Source organism: Parapedomonas caeni, assembly GCF_041060555.1.
Classification (GTDB): domain Bacteria; phylum Pseudomonadota; class Alphaproteobacteria; order Sphingomonadales; family Sphingomonadaceae; genus CAUJIW01.
In genome coordinates, this window is record NZ_JBEUDS010000002.1 from 1 (window position 1) to 21,782 (window position 21,782).

The following is a 21,782-nucleotide window of genomic DNA, read 5'->3' on the forward strand; positions in this document are numbered from 1 at the left end:
TGCAAACTCCACCATAACGATGAACCCGGTGGCCACCAGCGACGCCGCATTCCGGGGTGGGGCATGCCCCACCCCGGAATACACCATCGCCTACACCGGAAATTACACCACGAGCGCGGACGCTAACAATATGTGAAGCTTCAAAAAAGCGGCCGTTCTGTCGAAAAATGCGGTTGCGGGCGGCAAGCCTCGCGGTTATTAATTTGCGCGAGGTGGGGGTCCGGCGAACCGTCGGCGGACGTCCACTTTTCGTTTTTAGTGCTCGCTTGTGGCGGCAATTGGCCGACAAACAAGTGAGAGAGCGCTGCTCGCGGGCACTCGGGACGGTCACATTCAGTTCGTGGGAGAGGAGCTGAGCCCCCTTCGATGGCGTACACAGATCAGCGAATGAGTTCCGGACGTATGGCGGCGCTAGGCGTCGTCATTGTCATTCACATCGGGCTTGGTTGGGCCTTCTCGGCCGGACTGGCGCCCAAGGTGATGCAGGTTATCCGTAATCCTATGGAGGTCCTTGATATCAAGGAGGAGCTTCCAAAGGAGGAGGAGCCGCCACCGCCCCCTGAAAAGCTGGAAGAAATTCCGCCCTACGTGCCGCCGCCCGATCTGCCGATCGAGCTGCCGCCGCCGCCGACGACGCAGCCTACCATCACCACCCAGACGACGGTGAGGCAGGATACGCCGCAGCCGGTGCAGCCAGCGCCGGAGCCGGTCAAGCAGGTCGTGCGCAAGCCGTCCGTGCCGAGCAAGCGCAACGTCATCAGCGAGGAGGACTACCCGTCCGCGTCGCTGCGCGCTGGCGAGGAGGGTGTCACGGTCGTCAATTATGCCGTGACCGCCGATGGCCGCGCGACCGACTGTCAGGTCGTGAAGTCCAGCGGTTTCCCGCGGCTTGACGAAAAGGCCTGCGATATCATTCCGCGTCGTTTCCGGTTCACGCCGGCGACCGAGGATGGTCAGCCGGTCGCCGAGCGGAAGACGCAGAACATCAGGTGGCAGATCCGCAAGTAACGCGGACCGCCAGTCACACGCCATAAACCGACATAAAACGATTCGTTAGAGGAAGTTCGAAATGGAACAGGTTGCCGTTGAAAATCCGTATGGCTTCAAAGCCGCGCTTGAGCAGGGTGGTTTCGTCGCCCAGGCGACGTTTGGCATCATGGCCCTCATGTCGCTGGTTTCCTGGTACATCATCTTTACCAAGGCCTGGGACCAGCAGAAGATCATGAAGCAGGCCAAGGACATGGACAAGAAGTTCTGGTCCTCGGCCAGCCTCAAGGAAGGCGCCGCCAAGCTGGAGAAGAACAGCGCCTATCGCCAGATCGTGGACGATGGCCTGCGTGCCGCCGATCACCACGAAGGCCGTCTGACCGACAAGATCGACGCGCATGAGTGGCTCACCATGTCGCTGCAGCGTTCGGTTAACGCGATCAACGGTCACCTGCAGGGTGGTCTGGCGTTCCTCGCCTCGGTCGGTGCGACCGCGCCGTTCATCGGTCTGTTCGGTACCGTGATCGGTATCTACCGCGCGCTGATCAAGATCGGCATGGCCGGTCAGGCGTCGATCGACAAGGTCGCCGGCCCGGTCGGTGAAGCGCTGATCATGACCGCCATCGGTCTGGCCGTCGCCGTGCCGGCGGTGCTGGGCTACAACTGGCTGCTGCGTCGCAACAAGGCGGTGATGGACGATCTGAATGCGTTCTCGGCCGACGTGCACGCCTTCCTGATGTCGGGTTCGCGCATGGCGCCGCAGTCGGCTGCTGCTCCGGCCGCCAAGAAGTAACCGGCATCGCCTGCCTCTTTAGGGAGATCATCCCATGGCAATGAGTGTAGGCCCGTCTGACGGTGGTGGCGAAGGCTCCACGATGTCGGACATCAACACGACGCCGCTCGTCGACGTCATGCTGGTGCTCCTCATCATCTTCCTCATCACCGTTCCAGTGGTCATTCAGACGGCCCCCGTCGATCTGCCGAAGGTCACCAACCTGCCGTTGGAGACCAAGCCCGAGAACATCGTCGTGTCCGTCGATGCCGAAGGCAATGTCTACCTTGGCGCGAAGCTTCTCGAAGGCGGCAAGACCGAACTTCGGGAAGTGGTCAAGACCAAGGTGATCGAGGCGGTGCAGAAGGGTCAGCCGCTGCCGGAAGTGCATATTCGCGGTGATCGCACGACACCCTACCAGTTTATTGGTGGCGTGATCTTCAACGTGCAGCTCGCGGGTATTCCGAAGGTCGGCTTCATCTCCGAACCGGTCGCCGGCGAAGTCACGAGGGATTAATCGCTATGGCAATGAGTGTTGGAAGTAGCGACGATTCCGCCCCGATGGGGGAAATGAACACCACGCCGCTTATCGACGTGATGCTCGTGCTCCTCATCATGTTCATCATCACCATTCCCATCCAGACTCACGCCGTGAAGCTGGATATGCCGCAGAACAACCCCAACCAGCCGCCACCGACGACCCAGCCGGTGATCCACAAGGTTGAGGTCGACTTCCTGGGGCAGATTTACTGGGATGGTCAGCCGGTCGACCTGCCGACGGTTACGCAGTACTTCCGTCGCGCGGCAACGGCGGCGGAGGAGCCGGAAATCCACATCCGGCCTGACAAGCTGGCGCAGTACGAAATTGTCGATCAGGTCCTTGCGGCCGCCCAGAAGATGGGCGTCACCAAGATGGGCTTTGTCGGCAACGAGGCATACGCCAACTGAGTTGGCATGGGTCTCCCGCCAACTGAGTTGGCAAGAGCCTCACGCCAGTCAGAACATGCGCCCGGCTTTGGCACGCCAAGGTTCAGGGTAAGTTCAGGGTGGGGCCGGTATATCCGGCCCCACTTGCGTTTAACCGTAGGTCATGCGTTGATGCGCGCCGACCTAAACGGGAGGGTCCGTAGATGACACTGAAGATGCTTTCGCGCGCCGCGACGTCGGCGCTGGTGCTTGGCCTGCTGTCGGTGGGCGCCGTGGCTATCGCCGTGCCGGCAGTGGCCGCCGACAAGACGAAGGAAGAGCCCAAGGGCAAGGTGCCCAAGGCCAGCAGGAAGGCCCAGAAGCCGCTTGGCGAGATTCAGAAGCTGATCGGCGAGCAGAAGTTCGAGGAAGCCAAGCCGAAGATCGCCGAGGCCGAGGCGCTGCCGGACCTGACCGCGGATGATCGCTATTTCATCAACAATTTTAAATACAACACGGCGCTGGCGCTGAAAGACAATGCCATGCTTGAGCAGGCGCTTGAGGCAATGGCGATCAGCGAGTTCACGGCGGAGACTGATCGGCCGAAAATCCTCCAGAACCTGATCGCGCTGGCCTTCCAGCGTCAGGACATGCCCAAGGCGATCGAGCAGTCGAAGCGGCTGCTGCAACTCGCGCCGGACAATGTCGACGCCCGGATGAACCTCGGCCGCGTCTACTACAACCAGGACGACTTCAGCAATGCGCTGGGCGCGTTCAAGGAGGCGATCGCCACGGCCACGCGGCTGGGCCAGCCGGTCGAGGAATCCTATTACAAGATCGTCGCCCAGACCGCGCTGCGCGCCAACAACCAGGCCGAGCTGCGTTCGGCGATGCTGGAGCTGGTGAAGGCCTATCCGTCGTCCACCAACTGGCGCGACGCGCTGGTGCTCTATCGTGACACGCCGGGGATGACCGATCCGCTCATCCTCGACTCCTACCGCCTGCAGTGGCTGAACGAGGCGCTGGTTGGCGAGCGCGACTACATCGAGATGGCGGAGATCGCGCTCACCAAGCGCGGCCTGCCGGGTGAGGCGAAGTCGGTGCTGGAGAAGGGCATCGCCAATGGCGTGTTCACCAAGGCCAAGGGCGTTGCCAACGAGATGCTGACCCAGGCCAAGGGTCGTGTCGGCGCGGACCAGAAGTCGCTGCCGGGTCTTGAGAAGGAAGCCCGTGCCGGCAAGACCGGTGATTTCGCGGCGTCGGTCGTTGGTCAGGGTTATCTCAGCTATGCCGATTATGCCAAGGCGATCGAGTTCTACCAGCTGGCGCTTTCCAAGGGCGTCAAGAACCCGGACGAGGTCAACCTGCAGCTGGGTATCGCGCTCGTGGGCGGCGGCCGGGCGGCGGAGGCGTTGCCTGCCTTCGCCAACGTGAAGGGCGCGCTGGCGCGGCCGCTGGCTGATCTCTGGGCGGCCTACGCGACCCGGAAGGCTCAGTAAGCATCAGCCTGCCGTTACCGGACTGGTAACCCAATGACACGGCGGCCGGGATCAGTTCCGGCCGCCGTTCTCATTGCTGAGGCTTATGCCATCTCGTCGTCGCGGCTTAGACCATATGAGGCATTGAGTAAGGTCCACGGTGGTGAAATGCTGCTGCTTCAAATGCTTTCCGCGTCTGATGACCGGCGATAGGACTAGTCTCTTGCGCGTTGGGGAGGGCACCGGCACGGTGAGCACGGACGTGGTTTCGACCGGAGGCATGGGGTGAGCGATCCCATCTCGACCATGAGGGAAGGGACAATGGACGCCCCGGCGCTGGACCGCCTGTTCAACGGCGTGACGGTCGGTCTGGCGGTGACCGATACCTCAGGCATCTTCACGGCGGTCAACGCCCGCTTCGCCGCGATTTTGGGGTACAATCCCGCTGATCTGGTCGGCCAGTCATTCAGGAAGGTCGTGCACCCCGAGGATGTGGCGGAGGACGTCGACCGCATTCGCGAGATGCTGGAGGGAGCCATACCCGGTTACTCCCGGGAAAAGCGCCATGTGCGGGCCGATGGCAGCTTCGTCTGGGTCAATCTCAACCTGTCGCTGATCCGGGATGCCGATGGCCAGCCCGATTACCTGGTCGCCGTGATCGAGGACATTGATCAGCGCCATACCATCCTGCATGCCCTGCGTGACAGCGAAGCGCGGTTGCGCGAGGCGCAGCGGATTGCCCAGCTGGGCAGCTGGGAGCTGGACCTGGCGACCAACCGCCTGCACTGGTCGCCGGAGATCTATACGATTTTCGAGATCGACCCCGGCATATTCGAGGCATCCTACGAGGCCTTCCTCAACAAGATTCATCCCGACGACCGCACGCTGGTCAACGAGGCTTTTCTGCGTTCGGTGCGCGAGCGCGGCACCTATGAGATAACCCATCGCCTCCAGTTTCCCGACGGGCGGATCAAGCATGTGGTTGAGCGCGGCAATACGATCTATGCCGAGGACGGCACGCCGCTGCGGTCGCGTGGCACGGTCCAGGACATCAGCGCGCAGCTTTCCGTCGAGGCGGAGCTTCGGGCCGCCGAGGAGCGCTACCGCTTCCTGTTCGAGAATATTCCCGATGCCCTGCTGCTGACCAACAACGACCGTCGTTACACCCAGTTCAATCCGGCGGCGCTGAAGATGCTGGGCTACACGGCCGAGGAGATGCGCGAGCGCACCATCGAGAGCATCACCCCGCCGCGCTGGCACGCCGCCATGCAGGAGGCGATGGTCGAGATCAACGAGCGGGGCTATTCCGGCGTGCTGGACTATGAGCATGTCCGCAAGAATGGCGAGGTGTTTCCGATCGAGGTGCGCGCCTTCCTGCGCCGCGACGAAACGGGCGAGCCCACGGGCATGTGGGCGGTTGTTCGCGATGTCAGTGACCGGCGCGCACTGGAGGAACAGTTGCGCGGCGCCCAGAAGATGGAGGCGATCGGCCAGCTCACCGGGGGCATGGCGCATGACTTCAACAATCTGCTCAGCATCATCATGGGAAACCTTGAACTGCTGGCGATGCGCCATGAGGTCAACGAACAGGACAAGACGCTGATCAAGCGCGCGGTTGCCGCGACCCAGCGGGGCGCGAAGCTCACCCGGCGACTGCTGGCGTTCGCGCGCCGGCAGTCGCTCAACCCGCAGCCGACCGACGCGGGCGCGCTGGTGCGCGGCATGGTGGCGATGCTGCGCCGGACGCTGGGCGAGGCGATCTCGATCGAGGTCGACGAGGAGACGGGCACCTGGCCGAGCATGATCGACCCCGCGCAGTTCGAGGAAGCCATACTGAACCTGGCGATCAACGCCCGCGATGCCATGCCCGCGGGGGGACGCATCACCATCGCCATCGGCAACGTGGTGGTGCCCCGTTCACGACCCGATCAGCCCGACCGTCAGGGCGAGGCGCCGTTCGTCAGGGTCGCGATGACCGACACCGGGGGGGGCATGTCGGCGGAGGTGATGGCGCGTGCCTTCGAGCCCTTTTTCACCACCAAGGATGTCGGCAAGGGCACGGGCCTTGGTCTCAGCATGGTCTATGGTTTTGCCCGCCAGTCAGGTGGCTACGTGCAGCTCGACAGCGCGCCCGGGCGGGGCACGACGGTCGCTATCTTTCTGCCGCGGGCGCGCGAGCCCGCCGTGGCGGTCGCTTCCGTCGACCCTGTGAGCGCCATCGAGCGCGGCGCCGGGGAGCGACTGCTGGTGGTCGAGGACAATCCCGATGTGCGGGCCTGGCTGGAGGAGGGGCTGATCTCGCTAGGCTATCGGCCGACCGTGACGACCGATGGCGCCGCCGCCATCGAGGCCGTGCGCGCCGGCGGCGACTACGCCCTGGTTCTGAGTGATGTCGTGTTGCCCAGCGGCGTCAGCGGGTTCGACGTGGCGCGGACGATTCGGAGCCTGCGACCCGACCTGCCGGTACTGCTGATGTCGGGATTTGCCGATCAGGCGCTGCAGGGCGAGGGCGGCCACGAGGTCATTGTGTTGCACAAGCCGTTCAACATCAGGCAGCTGGCGGCCCAGCTGGCGGCCGCACTTGGCCATGGGGCGCCTGCCTGAGCGGACGGCGTGGTCAGCGGTCCTTGAGGTAGAACTTGGCGGTCGGCTTCAGCGCCGCGTCCAGTTCATAGACCAGCGGCTGGCCGGTGGGGATTTCGACCTTGGTGATGGCCTCGTCCGACAGGCCGTCGAGGTGCTTGACCAGTGCGCGGATCGAGTTGCCGTGAGCGGCGATGATGACCCGCCTGCCCGCTTTCAGGTCGGGCGCGATCGCTTCGTCCCACAGCGGCAGCGAGCGGGCGATGGTGTCTTTCAGGCTCTCGGTCTGCGGCACCGGCAGGCCGGCGTAGCGGCGGTCGGTGGAGACGTCGAACGGGCTGGTGGTCTCCAGCGGCGGCGGCGGAATGTCGAACGAGCGGCGCCAGATGAACACCTGCTCCTCGCCCACCTTGGCGGCCATCTCTTCCTTGTTCAGCCCGGTCAGGCCACCATAGTGGCGCTCGTTCAGCCGCCAGTCCTTGTGCACCGGCAGCCAGAGGTCGCCCATTTCCTCCAGCACCAGGTTCAGGGTCTTGATGGCGCGGGTCAGCAGCGAGGTGTAGGCGACGTCGAAGGCATAGCCCTTGGCCTTGAGGTCGCGGCCGGCCGCCCGCGCCTCGTCCGCGCCCTTGTCGGTCACCGGCACGTCCCACCAGCCGGTGAAGCGGTTTTCCAGGTTCCAGGCCGACTGGCCGTGGCGGATGAGAACGAGCTGCGGCATCGGGAAGCCCTTCATTGCACAAGTGGTTGTCTCGGTCGCCCGACCCTCTAGAGCCTGAGCGAGCGGGAGGAAAGAGCCGTCGCGTCGTCGGGCGGCGGTAATCAGGCGCCGGTCAGTTCCTTCATCGGCACCGCCGGATCGGCCAGCCGCGCCTTGTCGGGTTTCACGCCGGCCTGAATCAGGCCCTTGGCGCCCATGAAGTCCTTGATGGCGTTGACGGCGTCGATGGCGATGATCTGGCCGTCGCGCAGATAAACCACCGAGAACGGCGCCGTGGTGGCATCGCCGCGCACGATTGTCTCGTCGTAGCCGATGGCCAGCCCGGCGGTCTGCAGCTTGAGGTCATACTGGTCGGACCAGAACCACGGCAGATCCTTGTAGGGCTCTGGCTGGCCCATGATGACGCCGACCACGGTCTTGGCCTGATCAACGGCGTTCTGCACCGATTCCAGGCGCATGGCGTCGGCGGCGTAGCGGTTGGGGTGCCTGGCGACATCGCCGATGGCGAATACGTCCGGGTCGGTGGTGCGGCACAGTTCGTCCACCACCACGCCATTGTCGCAGGCCAGCCCCGATTCGTGGGCGAGTTCAGTATTGGGCAGGATGCCGATGCCCACGACCACCAGATCGGCCGGCACCACCTCGCCCGTCGCCAGCCTGACGCCGGTGACGTGGTCGCCGCCTTCGATGGCCGTGACGCCGGTGCCCAGCCGCACGTCGACGCCGTGGGCGCGATGCTGGGCCTCGTAGAAGCGGGAGATGATCGGGCTGGTCACGCGGGCCAGCACCCGGTCCAGCGCCTCGATCAGGGTGACGTCATAGCCGAGCTTGCGGGCCGAGGCCGCCATCTCCAGGCCGACATAGCCGCCGCCGATCACCACCATGCGCGCGCCGTCCTTGAGGTCGCCGCGGATGGCGTCGACGTCGGCCAGCGTCCGCAGGTAATGCACGCCGGCGAGATCGGCGCCCGGGCAGCTCAGTTTGCGCACCCGGCCGCCGGTGGCGATGACACAATGGCGGTAGCGCACCACCGTGCCGTCGGTGAGTTCGGCTTCATGGTCTTCGTGGCGCAGGCGGGCGACGATGGTGCTCACGCGGACCTCGACGTCACGCTCCTGCCAGAACTCCGCCTTGCGCAGGTAGAGCCGCTGCTCCTCCAGCGCGCCGACGAAATAGGCCTTCGACAGCGGCGGTCGCTCATAGGGCAGGGCGGGCTCCTCGCCCACCATCAGGATCGAGCCGGTAAAGCCCTTCTGACGCAGGCCCACCGCCACCATGGCGCCGGCGTGCCCCGCACCGATGATCAACACGTCCCGATCCGCAACAGCCATGATGCTTCTTCTCCCCCGGCAGTGGCCTGCAACAATCCGGGCGGACTCATGCCCCGGGACGCCGGCCAGATCAACCCGCTTGGGCGGATAGGTTGGCAGGCACGCGTCTCAGCGGATGTCGGGCGAGACTTCCAGCAGCGCGTCGAGGCAGGCGCGGCCCAGGTGCTTGGCGCGTTCAGGCGACCAGCCGTGCAGCGGGTCGGGATTCTCCGCCACGTCCTTGAATGGCATCTCCAGCGTCATCGCCAGCGCGCCGAACCGGCCGGCCAGCGCATTGGTGGACATGCTCATGTTGGCCTTGCCCGGCGCGGCGGGCGGATAGCCGACGCGGGTCTGGAAGTCCGGGCTGAGCCGGGCGAGTGCCGCCTTGTAGCGCTCCAGCAGGGCGAACTGGTGGTGGCTCGCCGCCGCCACGCCTTCGAAACCGGCGATGAAGTTGTGCGGCAGCGCCTCGTCGCCATGGACGTCCAGGCAGACGTCGCACCCCACATGCACCATGTGGGCGAGCACGTGGTAGACCTCGGGGCTCTTGTCGAGGCTGGGCTCATGCCATTCGCGATTGAGGTTGGTGCCAGCGGCGTTGGTGCGCAGGTGTCCCCGCCGTGAACCATCGGGGTTCATGTTGGGGACGACGTAGAAACAGGCGCGTTCTTTCAGCCGCGTGGCCACCGGATCGGCGGGGTCGGTGAGGCGCTCCAGCATGCCTTCCATCCACCATTCGGCCATGGATTCGCCGGGGTGCTGGCGGGCGATCAGCCATACCGCCAGCTTTTCCTTGTCCGAGGCATGGCTGTTGGGCGCACTGACGGTCAGCAGATCGAGATCCTGCCCGTCCAGCGTCTGGCCCAGCACCGACACGCTCACGCCCGGCCGGTTGGCCATGCGGGCGACGAGGTCGGCGTGACGTTCCATGCTGTAAGGCGCGAAGTAGGCGAACCAGGCGCTGCTGGTGCGCGGCGTGTAACGGATGGTCAGCACGCCGTCGGCATAGCTGGTCTCGGCCTGGGTCCAGCTCTGGCGATCCTCCGAGACGCGGGCCTGGTAGCCCGGCCAGCCGTCGGGGTAGGCCGCGCCGCCGCAGTTGACGATGCGCAGCGTGCACGGCGTACCCGCCGCCCCGGTCAGCCGGAAGTGGAACCACTGGTAGAAGTCCGACTGGGCGTCCTTGCGAATCGCCAGCTCGATCTCGTGCGGGCCGCGGATCGACAGCACCTCGATGTTGCCGCTGTCGAAGTTGGCGGAAATGGCAATGGTCATGGAACGGCTACTTCCCTGCGGGCTCGGTGTAACGGGTGGTGCGACCGGACGGGCCTGGAAAGTCCGTGAACAGGGCATCGATCAGCTTGGGCAAGGTGGTGGCGAAATCGCCAGTTTTCGCCGGGTTCTCGCTGCTGGCGCGACCTTCCCACACCGCCTCGCCGCCGGGCTTGACGAGCCGCAGTGACAGGCTGTTGACCTTGACGTCGTTGCTGGTCTTCTCGCCGATGCCAAACGCCGTGCCGAGGCTGACGCCGACATGGCTGCCGACACCGCCGACGCCGACGCCGACCTTCACCGGCGAGTCTTCCTTGAGGCCGCGCCGGGTCGCTGAGCTGTAGCTGATCTGGCCGACCAGCGCCGCCTTGGCGGGGTCGGGCTCCGGCGCGAAGCCGAGCTGGCCGAGGCGGGCGCCAATCTGGTTGGCATAGGCCGTGAACTCCAGGCTGTCCGCGAGCGCCGGATCGGCGGGCACCAGCGCCACGCTCATCGGAGCTGGCTGATAACCGCTGTGGAAGCGCACCACGTCGGCCTTGAAGCGGGTGTCGGCACAACCGGCAAGCAGTGACAGGGCGATGAACGGCGCCGCGACGCGCAGGATGGACCGCGTGATAGATGTGGCCATGAGCCTCTCCCAATCAGGACAGGCGGCTAGCCTAGCCCCGGCGCTGGGGCGGGGCAACGCCCCTCGTCGCACCAGCAGGTGGCGCTGGCGCACGCGGCCGCTGGCGGCGGTCGCCGGCCTGGCTGTAACGTTCCTTGGTGTCGCGACGCTCCTCGCGCATGCGGGTGGTGATCTCGCCCAGCCGCAGGTGTGATTCGATCTGGTCGAGCAGGTGCACGCCCTTGCCGATGGCGCCGAACAAGACGCCAACCAGTAACCCGTTGGAGAGAAACATGATATTGCTGGTGTACATGCCGTAGCCGACGCCAATCGCCACCGCCGCCAGACCAATCATGTAGAGCAGGTAATGCATCCAGTTCCGCCTTTCCCCGGCCTTACCATGCACCGGCTTCCTCAAGGAAAGGTAACCATCGTGGTGGTGCAGGGTGGCGGTGTGGCGCCCTATGGTTGTATTGGGCGTGGTTGCCCTCGCGGGGGCAATGCGCTACCCGCGTGATCGAGATTTCGCAGCGACTGTCCGGCGGGCGCCGCCGGGAGGGGGAAGAGTTGAGCGATCATCCAGTCCTGGTCACCGGGGGTGCCGGCTATATTGGCAGCCATGCCGTGCTGGCGCTCAAGGACGCCGGCTTTCCTGTCGTGGTGGTCGACAATCTGGTGACGGGATTCCGCTGGGCGGTGCCGGCCGATGTGCCTTTCTACGAGGGTGACATTGCCGACGACGGGCTGATCGACCGCATCTGCGGCGAACAGGGCATTCGCGCCATCATGCATTTCGCGGGCTCGGTGGTGGTGCCGGAATCGGTCTCCAACCCATTGAAATATTACCACAACAATACCGCCAAGAGCCGTGCGCTGATCGAAAGCGCGGTTCGCAACAAGGTCAGCCACTTCATTTTTTCGTCGACGGCGGCCGTCTATGGCGTGCCCGACCGCACGCCGGTCGCCGAGGATTTCCCGACGGTGCCGATCAATCCTTATGGCGCCTCCAAGCTGATGACCGAGGTGATGCTGCGCGACTGCGCGGCCGCCTATCCCCTGAACTATGGCGCCTTGCGTTACTTCAATGTCGCCGGCGCCGACCCGCAGGGGCGCACCGGCCAGTCCACGAAGGATGCCACCCACCTGATCAAGGTGGCGGTCGAGGCCGCCCTGGGCAAGCGCGGCGCCATTTCGGTGATGGGCACCGACTATCCGACCCCTGATGGCACCGGCGTGCGCGACTATATCCATGTCACCGACCTCACCGAGGCGCACGTGCTGGTGCTGCGCCGGCTGATCGAGGCGCCGGCCGAGAGCCTGCTCTTCAACTGCGGCTATAATCGCGGCTTTTCGGTGCTGGAGGTGCTGGATGCCGTGGAGCGGGTGTCCGGCAACCGCATCGAGCGGATCATGGCGCCGCGCCGTGCCGGTGATCCGGCGGCACTGGTCGCTGACAACCGCAAGATCACCGAGGCGTTCACCTGGCAGCCGCGCCACGGCAACCTCGACCATATCGTCAGGACCGCGCTCGACTGGGAGCGTGGGCTGGCCGACAGGCTCTGACGAGGGCAGCCGAAACCGCGTCGCCGATCGTCGCGCGGACGTCATATCGCTGTCGCATGATCGCCGGATAACGGCCGTGACGGCAGCACAGGATTTTACGCAACCATGCAAGCTCAAGGAGGTGTCCCGGGCATGAAGGAATGGGAAAGCGTCGCCACCCAGCTTTGTCAGCAACTTGAAGAACCACTGGCGCGCCTCGCCGTCCGTCGCCCGCCGACGTGGCCGGGATTGATCCGCCAAGTAGGCGCGTTGCGTCTTGATTTCAGTCGCACGCATTTGTCCCCCGATCTGTGGGCGGCGATTTCACCGTTGTGGCCGGCCGGCGGCTGGCGTCAGGCGTTCGCCGACATGGTGTCGGGCGCCATCGTCAATGCCAGCGAGCAACGCGCCGCCCTGCATACCGCCGCCCGCGGCTTCGCCGTACCCGAACATGACGCCACGGGAGCCGCAGTGGCCGCGCCTATCGCCGAGGCGGACCGGTTGATGCAGGCAACCGTCGAGCGGCTTAGGGCGCCCGACAGCGGTTACGACGCCATCGTCCATCTCGGCATGGGTGGTTCCTATCTCGGCCCCGCACTGGTGCTGGAGGCGCTGGCGCCCACCTGTGCCCGCCGTTTCGAGACGCGCCTGGCCGCCAACATCGACCCGCAGGCCTTCCGGCGTGCGGTCGCCGGTCTTGACCCCGCCCGGACCCTCGTGGTGGCGGTGTCCAAGAGCTGGACCACGCTGGAAACCCAGGCCAACCTGCAGCTGGCGCATGACTGGTTGCGCGCCGGCGGTATCGCCGACCCCGGCGCACGGACACTCGCGGTCACCGCCCGAACGGACCTGGCGGCGGCGGATGGCGTCGATGCCAGTCGTGTGCTGCCCTTTGGTGAATGGGTTGGCGGTCGTTATTCCCTGTGGTCGCCGGTCGGTGTCACCATCGCGTTGACCTTCGGCTGGGACGTGTTCATGGCCCTGCGCGCTGGCGGAAGGATCATGGATACCCATGTCGCCGGCGATGACATGAATGCGGCGACGCTTGCCGCGGTCTCGGGCTATGCCTGTGCCGCCGCCGGGGCGGGCAGCCGGGCGGTGTTCGCTTATGATGAGCGGCTGCGCTTGCTGGTGCCCTATCTCCAGCAGCTGGAACTGGAAAGCCTTGGCAAACGGGTGACGGCCGAGGGCCTCCCGTACACGGGCGCGCCAGCACCGGTGATCTGGGGCGGGGTGGGTACCGATGGGCAGCACGCGGTGTTCCAGTGGCTGCACCAGAGTTCCGACTGGGCGCCGGTGGACCTCATCGCCTGCGCGAAGCCGGTGGGGGCGGGACAGGAGGCGCGTCACCGGACGCTGCTCGCCAATGCGCTGGCCCAGGCCAGTGTCCTGATGCACGGCCGGGCGTCGCCCGACGATCCGGTGCGGGCCTACCCCGGCAATCGGCCTTCGACGATGATCCTGCTTGAGACCCTGACGCCCGAGTCACTGGGCACGCTGCTCGCCTTCTATGAGCATCGCACCTTCGCCCTTGCCCTGCTGATGGGGGTCAACGCCTTCGACCAGATGGGCGTGGAGCTGGGCAAGACGCTCGCCACCGGCATGGACCGGGCGCTGGCGACAGGCGAGACCAGCGGACTGGACGCCGAGGCGGCGGCGTTGGTCGGCTGGTTGCGCACCCGGTAGGCCGGTCGCCATGGGTGCCGGCGCCCCGCGGGCCCTCGTCGTCAGGCGCCGGGAAGTTCCCGTACCATCAGTACGTCGCTGTCGAGGCACGATAGTAGCGCCTCGGCGACACTGCCGATCATGGTGGCGATGAAGCCGCTGCGGCCATGGGTGCCGATGACGGCGAGGTCGGTGCCGAAATCTCGGCCCACCCGGCGGACCATCGAACACACCTCGCCGTAATCAAGATGCGGGACAACCCGTCCGGCGATGCTCGCCGGCATATTGGCTTCCTGCAGGAAGGCGCGCAGATCCGTTTCGGCATGGGCCTGCAGTTCAGGCATTGCCGTCTGCTTGTCGATAAAGCCGGAAAACGGCACGTGAAACGCATGGGCGAGGTGGAACCGGGCGTCCGTGAACAGTGCGCCGGCGACCTTGAGGGCGTGGGCCGAGCAGGTCGAGAAGTCGCTGGCGACGAGGATGTCCCGGTAATCATGGCGGACGCGCTGCTTGACGATCAACACCGGCGCCCGGCTGCGACGGATCAGGCGGTCCACGGTTGTGCCAAGGACAAAATCGCCGAATTCATTGTAGCGGGCGACCCCGGTGACCACCAGATCGGCACCCAGTTCATCCACCGCGGCGGCCACGGTGCTGGCGACATCGCCGTGGCCCAGGCGGATTTCCAGGTTCACGTCGTCGGCGTCGATGTCCTCGCGCAGCTTCTCGACGAGGCGGGCTTCCTCCCGGCTTTCCTCGCTGTCCGGCCGCGGCGGCTTACGATCTTCGAGAATGTGAAGCAGAATGAGCCGGGAATTCCACTGCCGGGCCAGTTTCAGGGCCCGCGCCAGCGGGCGGTCGCAGCGACTGCTGAAGTCGGTCGGGAAAAGGATAACCTTGGGGGGGATATGCAATCTGTCCTCCTGCCGTTCTGGCGCCCGCACGGCGTCGGGGAGCCGTGCGTTGGGTAGCGTCAAGGACGGGACGGCTGATCGCGCGCCCCACTGTCTCCTGCTGGTGTCGTGTTCAGGATGACCACGATTCCAGTCTGTTGACTGTTCCCCCAAATGCCCGATGACATCAAGCCCCGAGTGTCCAGGTGTGCGGCAGTCCGGGCATTTCAGAGACCGGCGCGCGGATCGTCAGGGGTGCCGGTGGTGACATAGCGACGCTGCGTCGCTTCCGCGACAAGCGCGGTCAGCCGACCCGAACTGTAGGCGCCGGTGTCGATGCCGATTCGGTTGGGTCGCTCGCTCACCGTGCGGGTGATCGAGTGACCATGGACCACCACGGCGCCGAAATCTTCGGTGGACGACAGGAAAGGTTCCCGGATCCATATCAGGTCCTGGCGCGACTGCGCGTCGATCGGCACGCCAGGGCGTACGCCGGCGTGGACGAACAGATAGTCGCCGAAACGCAGACTGAGCACCATGTCGCCCAGCAGCCGGTGGTGGCGCGAGGGTACGCCCTTGCGCACCGCCTCCGCGATGTAGGCGGGATCGTCGGCATAGACCACCGGCGCGCCCAGCCGGTAGCTGGCCAGGGTGTCGCGCCCGCCGTAAAGCAGCCAGGCACTGATCGTTTCGTCATCGGCGGTGCCGTCGAGTATATCGAGCAGGGCCTGTTCGTGATTGCCCCGCAGCAGGTGGACGCGCGCCCAGTCCGGCTGGTGGTCGCACAGCCAGTCGAGCACGTCGGCGGACTGCGGTCCGCGATCGATGTAATCGCCCAGCAGAATCAGGCGGGTGTCGAGCGTCGGGCCGGCCTTCACCTCGGCCTCCAGTCGATGCACCAGGCCCTGCAGCAGGTCCAGCCGGCCGTGCACGTCGCCGATCGCGATCAGGCGCATGCCCTCCGGCGCCGAGGCCATGGGAGGCTGGGGCGCCTCGGTGGCGGCGCGGGGCCGACCTAACAGGTGCGACAGCAGTCGCTTCATCAAAGGCTCGTCCTTGCGCGGGCTTGTCCTTGCCACGCCTGAATGGCAGATGAGGTGCGTTCTTGCCAATGACAATCGGCACGCGCGGGCCAGCCAAGGCTTGACAAAAGCCGCGCGGGCCCATATCCGCGCTGCTTCCATTGAAACCACGATAAACGACGAACGCCATGAAAATTCGCAACTCGCTCAAGTCGCTGAAGACCCGCCACCGGGATTGCCGGGTGATCCGTCGTCGTGGTCGCGTCTACGTGATCAACAAGACGAACCGCCGGTTCAAGGCGCGCCAGGGCTGAGTCCCGGCGCTGTCGTGACCAGCCAGCTCAACGCCGTTGTCTTTGACATCGGCGGCGTGCTGATCGACTGGAATCCTCGTCATCTCTACGCCAAGCTGATCGATGATCCGCGGGAGCTGGACTGGTTCCTGGCGAACGTGGTCACGCATGACTGGCATTTTCAGCACGACGCCGGACGCTCTGTCACCGAGACGGTGCCGGAGCTGTCGGCGCGCTTTCCCCGTTATGCCAAGCTGATCGGGCTGTACGGCCCGCGCTGGCTGGAGACGATCGCCGGCCCGGTGCCGGGCGTCTGGCCGTTGGTCGAGGGGCTGGCCGCGCGCGGCGTGCCGCTGTTCGCCATCACCAACTTTTCCGCCGAGTTCTTCCCGGCCTTTCGCGACGCCTGTCCGGTGATGCGGCACTTTCGCGATGTGGTGGTGTCGGGCGAGGAAAAGGTGATGAAGCCGGCGCGGCGCCTCTACGACATCGCCATGGCCCGGTTCGGGCTGGCGCCGGGCGAGGCGCTGTTCGTCGACGACCGCGCCGACAACGTGGCGGCCAGCGAGACCGTCGGCCTGGTGGGGCATCACTTCACTGACGCCGCCCGGCTGGAGACGGCGCTTGTCGAGGCCGGCCTGCTCTGAGGCTGGCCGGTCCTGGCACCGCGTTGCCGGTGGTTCAGTCCTTCAGTTCGCTCCCCTGCAGGCGGGAGATGTGCAGCACGTTGGTGGAGCCCGGCGTGCCGAACGGGTAGCCGGCCATGATGATGACCCGGTCGCCGGCGCTGGCAAGCTTGGTGCGCAACGCCATCCGTTTGGATTTCTCCACCATCTCCTCGAAGCTGGTGACGTCCTTGGTGCGCACGGCGTGCAGGCCCCAGACGATGCCGAGCCGGCGCGCGGTCTCCAGACTGGGGGTCAGCACCAGAATCGGCGCGTTCGGCCGCTCGCGGGAGGCGCGGTGGGCGGTGGAGCCCGACGTGGTGAAGCAGCAGAGCGCCTTGGCGGCCAGCGTCGCGGCGGCCTGGCCGGCGGCGGCGGAGATGGCGTCCGCCGAGGTAGCCTCGGGCCGGGTCTCGCTGAAATGGACACGCGCCTGATAGGTCGGGTCGCCCTCCACCTGGGCGGCGATCTCGTCCATCATGGCGACCGCCTCGATGGGGTAGCTGCCGGCGGCCGATTCGGCCGACAGCATCACCGCGTCGGCGCCGTCGTAGATGGCATTGGCGACGTCGGAGACTTCCGCACGGGTTGGCACCGGGTTCTGGATCATCGATTCCAGCATCTGGGTGGCGACCACCACCGTCTTGCCCTTGGCGCGGGCGGCGGCGACGATCTGCTTCTGCAGCGGCGGCACTTCCGCCACCGGCAGCTCGACGCCGAGATCACCGCGGGCAACCATCACCGCGTCGGCGAGGTCGAGGATTTCGTCCAGCCGGTCGATCGCCGAGGGCTTCTCGATCTTTGCCAGCACGCCGGCGCGGCCGGCCACCAGCTTGCGGGTTTCCGCCACGTCTTCGGGCCGCTGGACGAACGACAGCGCGATCCAGTCGGCACCGGCGTCGAGCGCGAAGGCGAGGTCGCGGCGGTCCTTGTCGGTGAGCGCCGCCAGCGGAATCACCACGTCGGGGACATTGACGCCCTTGTGGTTGGAGATCTTGCCCGCCACCAGCACTTTGGTGACGATGCGGTCGGGGTGGACCTCGATTGCCTCGACACTGACCTTGCCATCGTCGATCAGCAGCCGGGCGCCGACCGAAAGGGCGGAGAACACCTCGGCGTGCGGCAGGTGGACCCGCTCGGCGTTGCCAGGGCGTTCGTCGCGATCGAAGGTGAACAACTGGCCCTTTTTCAGCTCCACCGGGCCGTCGGCGAAGGTGCCGACCCGCAGTTTCGGCCCCTGAAGGTCGACGAGGATGGTGGTTGGCCGCCCTACCTCCTCCTCCAGCGCCCGGATGTTGCCGATGATCTCGGCCCGGTCGGCCTGGGTGCCGTGGGACATGTTGATGCGAAACACGTCGGCGCCGGCCTCGAACAGCGCGCGGATCATGTCCGGTGATCGGCTGGCTGGCCCCAGCGTGGCGACAATGCGGACCTTGCGACGGCGCGGCTTGAACATGGGCGAGGATCACGTATCTGGCTGAATGAGCGATACACTCACCGTTACACGCCTGCGCGGGGAAAGGGAATCCATCATGGACAAGAACACGCACATCGACACGGCGACGCGCGACGCCATCGAGGCGGCGGCGTTCCGCCACCTGCTCCAGCACCTGCGCCAGCGGACCGACGTGCAGAACATCGACCTGATGGGCTGGGGTGGCTTCTGTCGCAACTGCCTGTCCGACTGGGTCGCCGAGGCGGCCACGGCGCGCGGCGTGGCGCTGGACCGCGAGGCCGCTCGCCAGTGGGTCTATGGCATGCGCTACGATGACTACAAGTCGCGCCACCAGACGCCGGCGACACCGGAACAGATGGCGCGCATGGATGCCAGCGTCGCCCGCAACAAGGCCGTGCGCGGCGAGGGGTGAGGGCAGGCGAGAGTCCCCTTGTTCGCGTGGGCACAAGTCGCTAGGGATGCCGGCTCTTCAGGACCCAGGGAAGGAATCAGCATGTCGGGCGATGTCGTCGCGGTCGAGCAGTTGCGCCAGTTCATCGAGCGGATCGAGCGGCTCGAAGAGGAAAAGAAGGGCATCGCCGAGGATATCCGCGACGTTTATGGCGAGGCCAAGTCACAAGGCTTCGACTCCAAGACCATGCGCACCATCATCAAGCTGCGCGCCATGGACAAGCACAAGCGCATGGAGATGGAAGCCCTGCTGGAGACCTACAAGACCGCGCTCGGTCTGCTGGACTGACGAACCCGCGTCGCGCGGGGGCAGGATGAGGCCATTGCGCCGAGCCCCCCCGACGCACGTCACCCCCAGGCCCTTGGCGCGCCCGGGGCACCGCGTTAGGCTGGTGCGTTCGATAGTGATCAAACGCTGGGGGGGTAACGATGATCCTGTATGGCGGCCTGCTGTCTCCGTTTGTCATGCGCGTCGTGCTGGCGGCGCGCGCCAAGGGTCTGAGCCTGCCGGTGCACGAGCCGGAAGGCGGCCTGAAATCGGCGGGTTTTCTCAAGCTGAACCCGATCGGCAAGATGCCGACCCTGGTCGATGGCGATTTCGCGCTGCCGGAGTCGGAAATCATCGTCCAGTATCTCGACGAGATGCACCCGCGCCCCTCGATCCTGCCGGACGATCCGCGCGACCGGGCGCGCTCCCGCCTGATCTCCCGTCTGGTGGATGTCTATGTGGTGCCGCAGCTCGCGCCGGTGTTCCAGGGCAAGCCGGTCGACCGGGAAGGCTTCGCCGCCGCGCTGGGCTATATCGAGCATTATCTGTCCGCCACCGGCCCGCACGCGCTGGGCGCTGACTTCACGCTCGCCGACTGTGCCCTGATGCCGGTGCTGTTCTTCACCGATGCGCTCAACGCCCGCGGCCACACCGCAGAGCTGGTGGCCGGCCACCCGAAGCTTGCCGCCTACTGGGATCGCGCCAAGCTGTCGGAAACCGGCCTGCGGATGAACCGGGAAATGGCGGCGGCGCTGGAGGCATTCATGAAAGCCCGCGCCGGCTGATCCCGAGTCAGGCGGATTGCCGCCTCGTATCCGCGTTATCGAGGGCCGGCGTTCCGCGTCTGGACAGCCCTGACACTCTGTGCCGAATCGGCACGGCGGGAGTAGGGGATGTTTCTCCAACCTGTTGATTTCAAAGGGTGCGCGGTCTGGCATCCTCCTTGCAATGATCGGGGCGTGGGATCTGCGCGGCCCCGTTCCGCGCCATTCCAACCGACCGGCCGCGTCGGTTGTCGTCACAGTGTTGCGTGATGATGCGTGGGCGCGCGGTAACATCCTTGTTGCGTTCGTGTTGTAGGATGTTCCGGGTTGAGATGTGAGACCTCTGGGTGGCGTCCACTTGGCCCTGTGACGCCGCCCTTTTCTTTTCTGACAGGCTTCCCTTTTCAGCCTCGCTTGCTAGCTTTCCTCCTCCGGGGAGGGAGATGGCCCACATGCAGCTCAATATGAACCTCAATGGCGAGGCCGTGACCGTCGAGGTGGCACCCGAACAGCTGCTTGTCGAGCTGCTGCGCGACGATCTTGGCCTCACCGGCACCCACATCGGTTGCGACACCAGCCAGTGCGGCGCCTGCAACGTGCTGCTGGACGGCGAGCCGGTGAAGGCCTGCACGCTGCTGGCCGTGCAGGTGGAGGGGCGCGCGCTGACCACCATCGAGGGGCTGGCGCAAGGCGGGGCGCTGCACCCGATGCAGGCGGCTTTCCGCGCCTGCCACGGCCTGCAATGCGGCTTCTGCACGCCGGGCATGGTGATGGCCGGCATCGGCATCGTCGCCCGCCACGGCCATGACCTGGACGAGGCGACCATCGTCCACGGGCTAGAGGGCAATCTCTGCCGCTGCACCGGTTATCGCAACATCATCAAGGCGGTGGCCGAAGGTGCCCGCGCCATGGCGGGGGACTGACATGCGGCCGTTCAGCTACCATCGCCCCACCGATCTGGCGCAGGCGGCCGCCCTGCTGGAGTCCGGCGACGATGTCGCGGCGCTGGCGGGCGGTCATACGCTGCTGCCGGCCATCAAGTCCCGCCTGCGCGCCCCCGACGGGCTTGTCGACCTGTCGGCGATCCCCGGTCTGGCCGGCATTCGCGAGGATGGCGACCGGCTGCTGGTCGGCGCCATGACCCGCCATGCCGATGTGGCGACCAGCCCGCAGGTGGCCGCGCACTGCCGGGCGCTGGCCCGGCTCGCCGGCGGCATCGGCGACCCGCAGGTGCGCAATCGCGGCACGCTGGGAGGCTCGATCGCCAACAACGATCCGGCCGCTGATTACCCCGCCGCCGTGCTGGGGCTGGCGGCGACGGTGCATACCAGTCAGCGCCGGATCGAGGCCGACGACTTCTTTCAGGGCATGTTCACCACGGCGCTGGAGCCGGGCGAACTGGTGACGGCGGTGGCCTTTCCGCGACCGCTGGCGGCGGGCTATGGCCGTTTCGCCCACCCGGCCTCGCGCTACGCGCTGGTGGGGGTCTTCGTTGCCCGTTTTGCCGCGGGCGTGCGGGTGGCCGTGACGGGCGCCGGCGCCGGGGTATTCCGCTGGATGGCGGCGGAGAATTGCCTTTCCGGTTCGTTCGATCTCGGTTCTGTTGCCGGGCTGGTGCCAGACGAGGCGGACATGAACGGCGACATCCACGCCAGCGCACCCTATCGCGCGCACCTCTGCTCGGTCATGCTCGGCCGGGCGCTGGCCGACTGTGCCGCGTCATCCTGATCCCCGGTCTTGTCACCACAGGAGGCTTCATGCTCGTCACCACCACCGCGATGCTCGATGGCAGGCCAATCGCCGACTATCTCGGCGTCGTCACCGGCGAGGTTATCGTTGGTGCCAATATCTTCAAGGACTTGTTCGCCTCGATCCGCGACATCGTCGGCGGCCGCTCGGGCGCCTATGAAGGCACGCTGCGTGACGCGCGACAGACCGCGCTGGCGGAGATGGAGGCGGAAGCCCGGCGGCTGGGCGCCGATGCCGTGATCGGGGTCGACCTCGACTACGAGACGGTGGGGCAGGGTGGTTCCATGTTGATGGTGACGGCGACCGGCACCGCCGTGCGGCTGGCCTGAACGGTCAGTCGGCGCGTCTGGCCTCTGGCGTTTGGCCCATCGGATGG

The 21,782-nt window shown here is 66.1% G+C and carries 24 protein-coding genes; 16 read left to right on the top strand and 8 right to left on the bottom strand.

Features of this window, described 5'->3' with window-relative positions; translation table 11 throughout:
• Window positions 1-402: 402 nt before the first annotated feature.
• The 6 genes from ABU113_RS01635 (at window position 403) to ABU113_RS01660 (ending at window position 6,747) form a co-directional block, all read left to right on the top strand.
• Window positions 403-1,008, top strand: a complete 606-nt coding sequence (locus tag ABU113_RS01635) for an energy transducer TonB (RefSeq protein WP_454557728.1) — start codon at window positions 403-405, stop codon at window positions 1,006-1,008.
• A gap of 61 nt (window positions 1,009-1,069) precedes the next feature.
• Window positions 1,070-1,780, top strand: coding sequence for a MotA/TolQ/ExbB proton channel family protein (locus ABU113_RS01640; protein WP_454557729.1), 711 nt, complete (start codon window positions 1,070-1,072; stop codon window positions 1,778-1,780).
• A gap of 34 nt (window positions 1,781-1,814) precedes the next feature.
• Window positions 1,815-2,276 (top strand): ExbD/TolR family protein, encoded by a 462-nt coding sequence (locus ABU113_RS01645; RefSeq protein WP_454557730.1) that lies wholly within the window; start codon window positions 1,815-1,817, stop codon window positions 2,274-2,276.
• 5 nt (window positions 2,277-2,281) lie between these two features.
• Entirely contained in the window at window positions 2,282-2,707 is a 426-nt protein-coding gene (locus ABU113_RS01650) for an ExbD/TolR family protein (RefSeq protein ID WP_454557731.1), read from the top strand.
• Window positions 2,708-2,889: 182 nt separating this feature from the next.
• Window positions 2,890-4,164: a tetratricopeptide repeat protein gene (locus tag ABU113_RS01655; RefSeq protein ID WP_454557732.1), complete on the top strand. Its 1,275-nt coding sequence runs from the start codon at window positions 2,890-2,892 to the stop codon at window positions 4,162-4,164.
• Between the two features lie 264 nt (window positions 4,165-4,428).
• Window positions 4,429-6,747, top strand: coding sequence for a PAS domain S-box protein (locus ABU113_RS01660; protein WP_454557733.1), 2,319 nt, complete (start codon window positions 4,429-4,431; stop codon window positions 6,745-6,747).
• A 13-nt stretch (window positions 6,748-6,760) separates the two neighbouring features.
• Here the strand turns inward: ABU113_RS01660 and gpmA are convergent, their stop codons facing one another.
• The 5 genes from gpmA to ABU113_RS01685 all read right to left on the bottom strand — a co-directional run bounded on the left by gpmA (window position 6,761) and on the right by ABU113_RS01685 (window position 11,012).
• Entirely contained in the window at window positions 6,761-7,447 is a 687-nt protein-coding gene (gene gpmA, locus ABU113_RS01665) for a 2,3-diphosphoglycerate-dependent phosphoglycerate mutase (protein ID WP_454557734.1), read from the bottom strand.
• 101 nt (window positions 7,448-7,548) lie between these two features.
• The gene (locus ABU113_RS01670; protein ID WP_454557735.1) at window positions 7,549-8,778 is read right to left on the bottom strand and encodes an NAD(P)/FAD-dependent oxidoreductase; all 1,230 of its coding nucleotides are present in this window, start codon (window positions 8,776-8,778) and stop codon (window positions 7,549-7,551) included.
• 108 nt (window positions 8,779-8,886) lie between these two features.
• The gene (locus ABU113_RS01675; protein WP_454557736.1) at window positions 8,887-10,035 is read right to left on the bottom strand and encodes a M14 family metallopeptidase; all 1,149 of its coding nucleotides are present in this window, start codon (window positions 10,033-10,035) and stop codon (window positions 8,887-8,889) included.
• Window positions 10,036-10,042: 7 nt separating this feature from the next.
• Window positions 10,043-10,660 (bottom strand): DUF4136 domain-containing protein, encoded by a 618-nt coding sequence (locus tag ABU113_RS01680; protein WP_454557737.1) that lies wholly within the window; start codon window positions 10,658-10,660, stop codon window positions 10,043-10,045.
• Between the two features lie 31 nt (window positions 10,661-10,691).
• Window positions 10,692-11,012, bottom strand: coding sequence for a hypothetical protein (locus tag ABU113_RS01685; protein ID WP_454557738.1), 321 nt, complete (start codon window positions 11,010-11,012; stop codon window positions 10,692-10,694).
• 194 nt (window positions 11,013-11,206) lie between these two features.
• Between ABU113_RS01685 and galE the strand changes: the two genes are divergently transcribed.
• The gene (galE, locus tag ABU113_RS01690) at window positions 11,207-12,202 is read left to right on the top strand and encodes a UDP-glucose 4-epimerase GalE (protein ID WP_454557739.1); all 996 of its coding nucleotides are present in this window, start codon (window positions 11,207-11,209) and stop codon (window positions 12,200-12,202) included.
• A 132-nt stretch (window positions 12,203-12,334) separates the two neighbouring features.
• A complete protein-coding gene (locus tag ABU113_RS01695) occupies window positions 12,335-13,867 on the top strand; it encodes a glucose-6-phosphate isomerase (RefSeq protein ID WP_454557740.1) in 1,533 nt (510 codons plus the stop codon).
• Between the two features lie 41 nt (window positions 13,868-13,908).
• Here ABU113_RS01695 and ABU113_RS01700 read toward each other — a convergent pair whose 3' ends face one another.
• Together ABU113_RS01700 and ABU113_RS01705 are read right to left on the bottom strand one after the other, a co-directional pair.
• Window positions 13,909-14,760, bottom strand: a complete 852-nt coding sequence (locus ABU113_RS01700) for a universal stress protein (protein WP_454557741.1) — start codon at window positions 14,758-14,760, stop codon at window positions 13,909-13,911.
• A gap of 206 nt (window positions 14,761-14,966) precedes the next feature.
• Window positions 14,967-15,782, bottom strand: a complete 816-nt coding sequence (locus ABU113_RS01705) for a metallophosphoesterase family protein (protein WP_454557742.1) — start codon at window positions 15,780-15,782, stop codon at window positions 14,967-14,969.
• Between the two features lie 167 nt (window positions 15,783-15,949).
• On the opposite strand from ABU113_RS01705, the gene ykgO reads away from it, so the two are divergent.
• Entirely contained in the window at window positions 15,950-16,075 is a 126-nt protein-coding gene (gene ykgO / locus ABU113_RS01710; RefSeq protein WP_454557743.1) for a type B 50S ribosomal protein L36, read from the top strand.
• Between the two features lie 14 nt (window positions 16,076-16,089).
• Complete coding sequence (locus ABU113_RS01715; RefSeq protein ID WP_454557744.1) at window positions 16,090-16,701, top strand: HAD family hydrolase; 612 nt, start codon at window positions 16,090-16,092, stop codon at window positions 16,699-16,701.
• Window positions 16,702-16,735: 34 nt separating this feature from the next.
• Here the strand turns inward: ABU113_RS01715 and pyk are convergent, their stop codons facing one another.
• Window positions 16,736-18,175 carry a pyruvate kinase gene (pyk, locus tag ABU113_RS01720; protein ID WP_454557745.1) on the bottom strand — a complete coding sequence of 480 codons (1,440 nt, stop codon included), beginning with the start codon at window positions 18,173-18,175 and terminating at the stop codon, window positions 16,736-16,738.
• Window positions 18,176-18,251: 76 nt separating this feature from the next.
• On the opposite strand from pyk, the gene ABU113_RS01725 reads away from it, so the two are divergent.
• The 6 genes from ABU113_RS01725 to ABU113_RS01750 all read left to right on the top strand — a co-directional run bounded on the left by ABU113_RS01725 (window position 18,252) and on the right by ABU113_RS01750 (window position 21,735).
• On the top strand, window positions 18,252-18,587 hold the full coding sequence (locus ABU113_RS01725) for a DUF1244 domain-containing protein (RefSeq protein WP_454557746.1): 336 nt from the start codon (window positions 18,252-18,254) through the stop codon (window positions 18,585-18,587).
• Between the two features lie 81 nt (window positions 18,588-18,668).
• A complete protein-coding gene (locus ABU113_RS01730) occupies window positions 18,669-18,914 on the top strand; it encodes a DUF2312 domain-containing protein (protein WP_454557747.1) in 246 nt (81 codons plus the stop codon).
• 140 nt (window positions 18,915-19,054) lie between these two features.
• Window positions 19,055-19,678 carry a glutathione S-transferase family protein gene (locus tag ABU113_RS01735; protein WP_454557748.1) on the top strand — a complete coding sequence of 208 codons (624 nt, stop codon included), beginning with the start codon at window positions 19,055-19,057 and terminating at the stop codon, window positions 19,676-19,678.
• Between the two features lie 431 nt (window positions 19,679-20,109).
• Complete coding sequence (locus tag ABU113_RS01740) at window positions 20,110-20,580, top strand: (2Fe-2S)-binding protein (protein WP_454557749.1); 471 nt, start codon at window positions 20,110-20,112, stop codon at window positions 20,578-20,580.
• Between the two features lies 1 nt (window position 20,581).
• A complete protein-coding gene (locus ABU113_RS01745) occupies window positions 20,582-21,385 on the top strand; it encodes an FAD binding domain-containing protein (RefSeq protein ID WP_454557750.1) in 804 nt (267 codons plus the stop codon).
• A gap of 29 nt (window positions 21,386-21,414) precedes the next feature.
• Window positions 21,415-21,735: a heavy metal-binding domain-containing protein gene (locus ABU113_RS01750; RefSeq protein ID WP_454557751.1), complete on the top strand. Its 321-nt coding sequence runs from the start codon at window positions 21,415-21,417 to the stop codon at window positions 21,733-21,735.
• The last annotated feature ends 47 nt before the right edge of the window (window positions 21,736-21,782 follow it).

Bases quoted from the DNA above. Each gene is read 5' to 3' on its own strand.
- ABU113_RS01635 (WP_454557728.1), top strand. From the start codon at position 403: ATGGCGGCGCTAGGCGTCGTCATTGTCATTCACATCGGGCTTGGTTGG.
- ABU113_RS01640 (WP_454557729.1), top strand. From the start codon at position 1,070: ATGGAACAGGTTGCCGTTGAAAATCCGTATGGCTTCAAAGCCGCGCTT.
- ABU113_RS01645 (WP_454557730.1), top strand. From the start codon at position 1,815: ATGGCAATGAGTGTAGGCCCGTCTGACGGTGGTGGCGAAGGCTCCACG.
- ABU113_RS01650 (WP_454557731.1), top strand. From the start codon at position 2,282: ATGGCAATGAGTGTTGGAAGTAGCGACGATTCCGCCCCGATGGGGGAA.
- ABU113_RS01655 (WP_454557732.1), top strand. From the start codon at position 2,890: ATGACACTGAAGATGCTTTCGCGCGCCGCGACGTCGGCGCTGGTGCTT.
- gpmA (WP_454557734.1), bottom strand. From the start codon at position 7,447: ATGCCGCAGCTCGTTCTCATCCGCCACGGCCAGTCGGCCTGGAACCTG.
- ABU113_RS01670 (WP_454557735.1), bottom strand. From the start codon at position 8,778: ATGGCTGTTGCGGATCGGGACGTGTTGATCATCGGTGCGGGGCACGCC.
- ABU113_RS01675 (WP_454557736.1), bottom strand. From the start codon at position 10,035: ATGACCATTGCCATTTCCGCCAACTTCGACAGCGGCAACATCGAGGTG.
- ABU113_RS01680 (WP_454557737.1), bottom strand. From the start codon at position 10,660: ATGGCCACATCTATCACGCGGTCCATCCTGCGCGTCGCGGCGCCGTTC.
- ABU113_RS01685 (WP_454557738.1), bottom strand. From the start codon at position 11,012: ATGCATTACCTGCTCTACATGATTGGTCTGGCGGCGGTGGCGATTGGC.
- ABU113_RS01695 (WP_454557740.1), top strand. From the start codon at position 12,335: ATGAAGGAATGGGAAAGCGTCGCCACCCAGCTTTGTCAGCAACTTGAA.
- ABU113_RS01705 (WP_454557742.1), bottom strand. From the start codon at position 15,782: ATGAAGCGACTGCTGTCGCACCTGTTAGGTCGGCCCCGCGCCGCCACC.
- ykgO (WP_454557743.1), top strand. From the start codon at position 15,950: ATGAAAATTCGCAACTCGCTCAAGTCGCTGAAGACCCGCCACCGGGAT.
- pyk (WP_454557745.1), bottom strand. From the start codon at position 18,175: ATGTTCAAGCCGCGCCGTCGCAAGGTCCGCATTGTCGCCACGCTGGGG.
- ABU113_RS01725 (WP_454557746.1), top strand. From the start codon at position 18,252: ATGGACAAGAACACGCACATCGACACGGCGACGCGCGACGCCATCGAG.
- ABU113_RS01730 (WP_454557747.1), top strand. From the start codon at position 18,669: ATGTCGGGCGATGTCGTCGCGGTCGAGCAGTTGCGCCAGTTCATCGAG.
- ABU113_RS01735 (WP_454557748.1), top strand. From the start codon at position 19,055: ATGATCCTGTATGGCGGCCTGCTGTCTCCGTTTGTCATGCGCGTCGTG.
- ABU113_RS01740 (WP_454557749.1), top strand. From the start codon at position 20,110: ATGCAGCTCAATATGAACCTCAATGGCGAGGCCGTGACCGTCGAGGTG.
- ABU113_RS01745 (WP_454557750.1), top strand. From the start codon at position 20,582: ATGCGGCCGTTCAGCTACCATCGCCCCACCGATCTGGCGCAGGCGGCC.
- ABU113_RS01750 (WP_454557751.1), top strand. From the start codon at position 21,415: ATGCTCGTCACCACCACCGCGATGCTCGATGGCAGGCCAATCGCCGAC.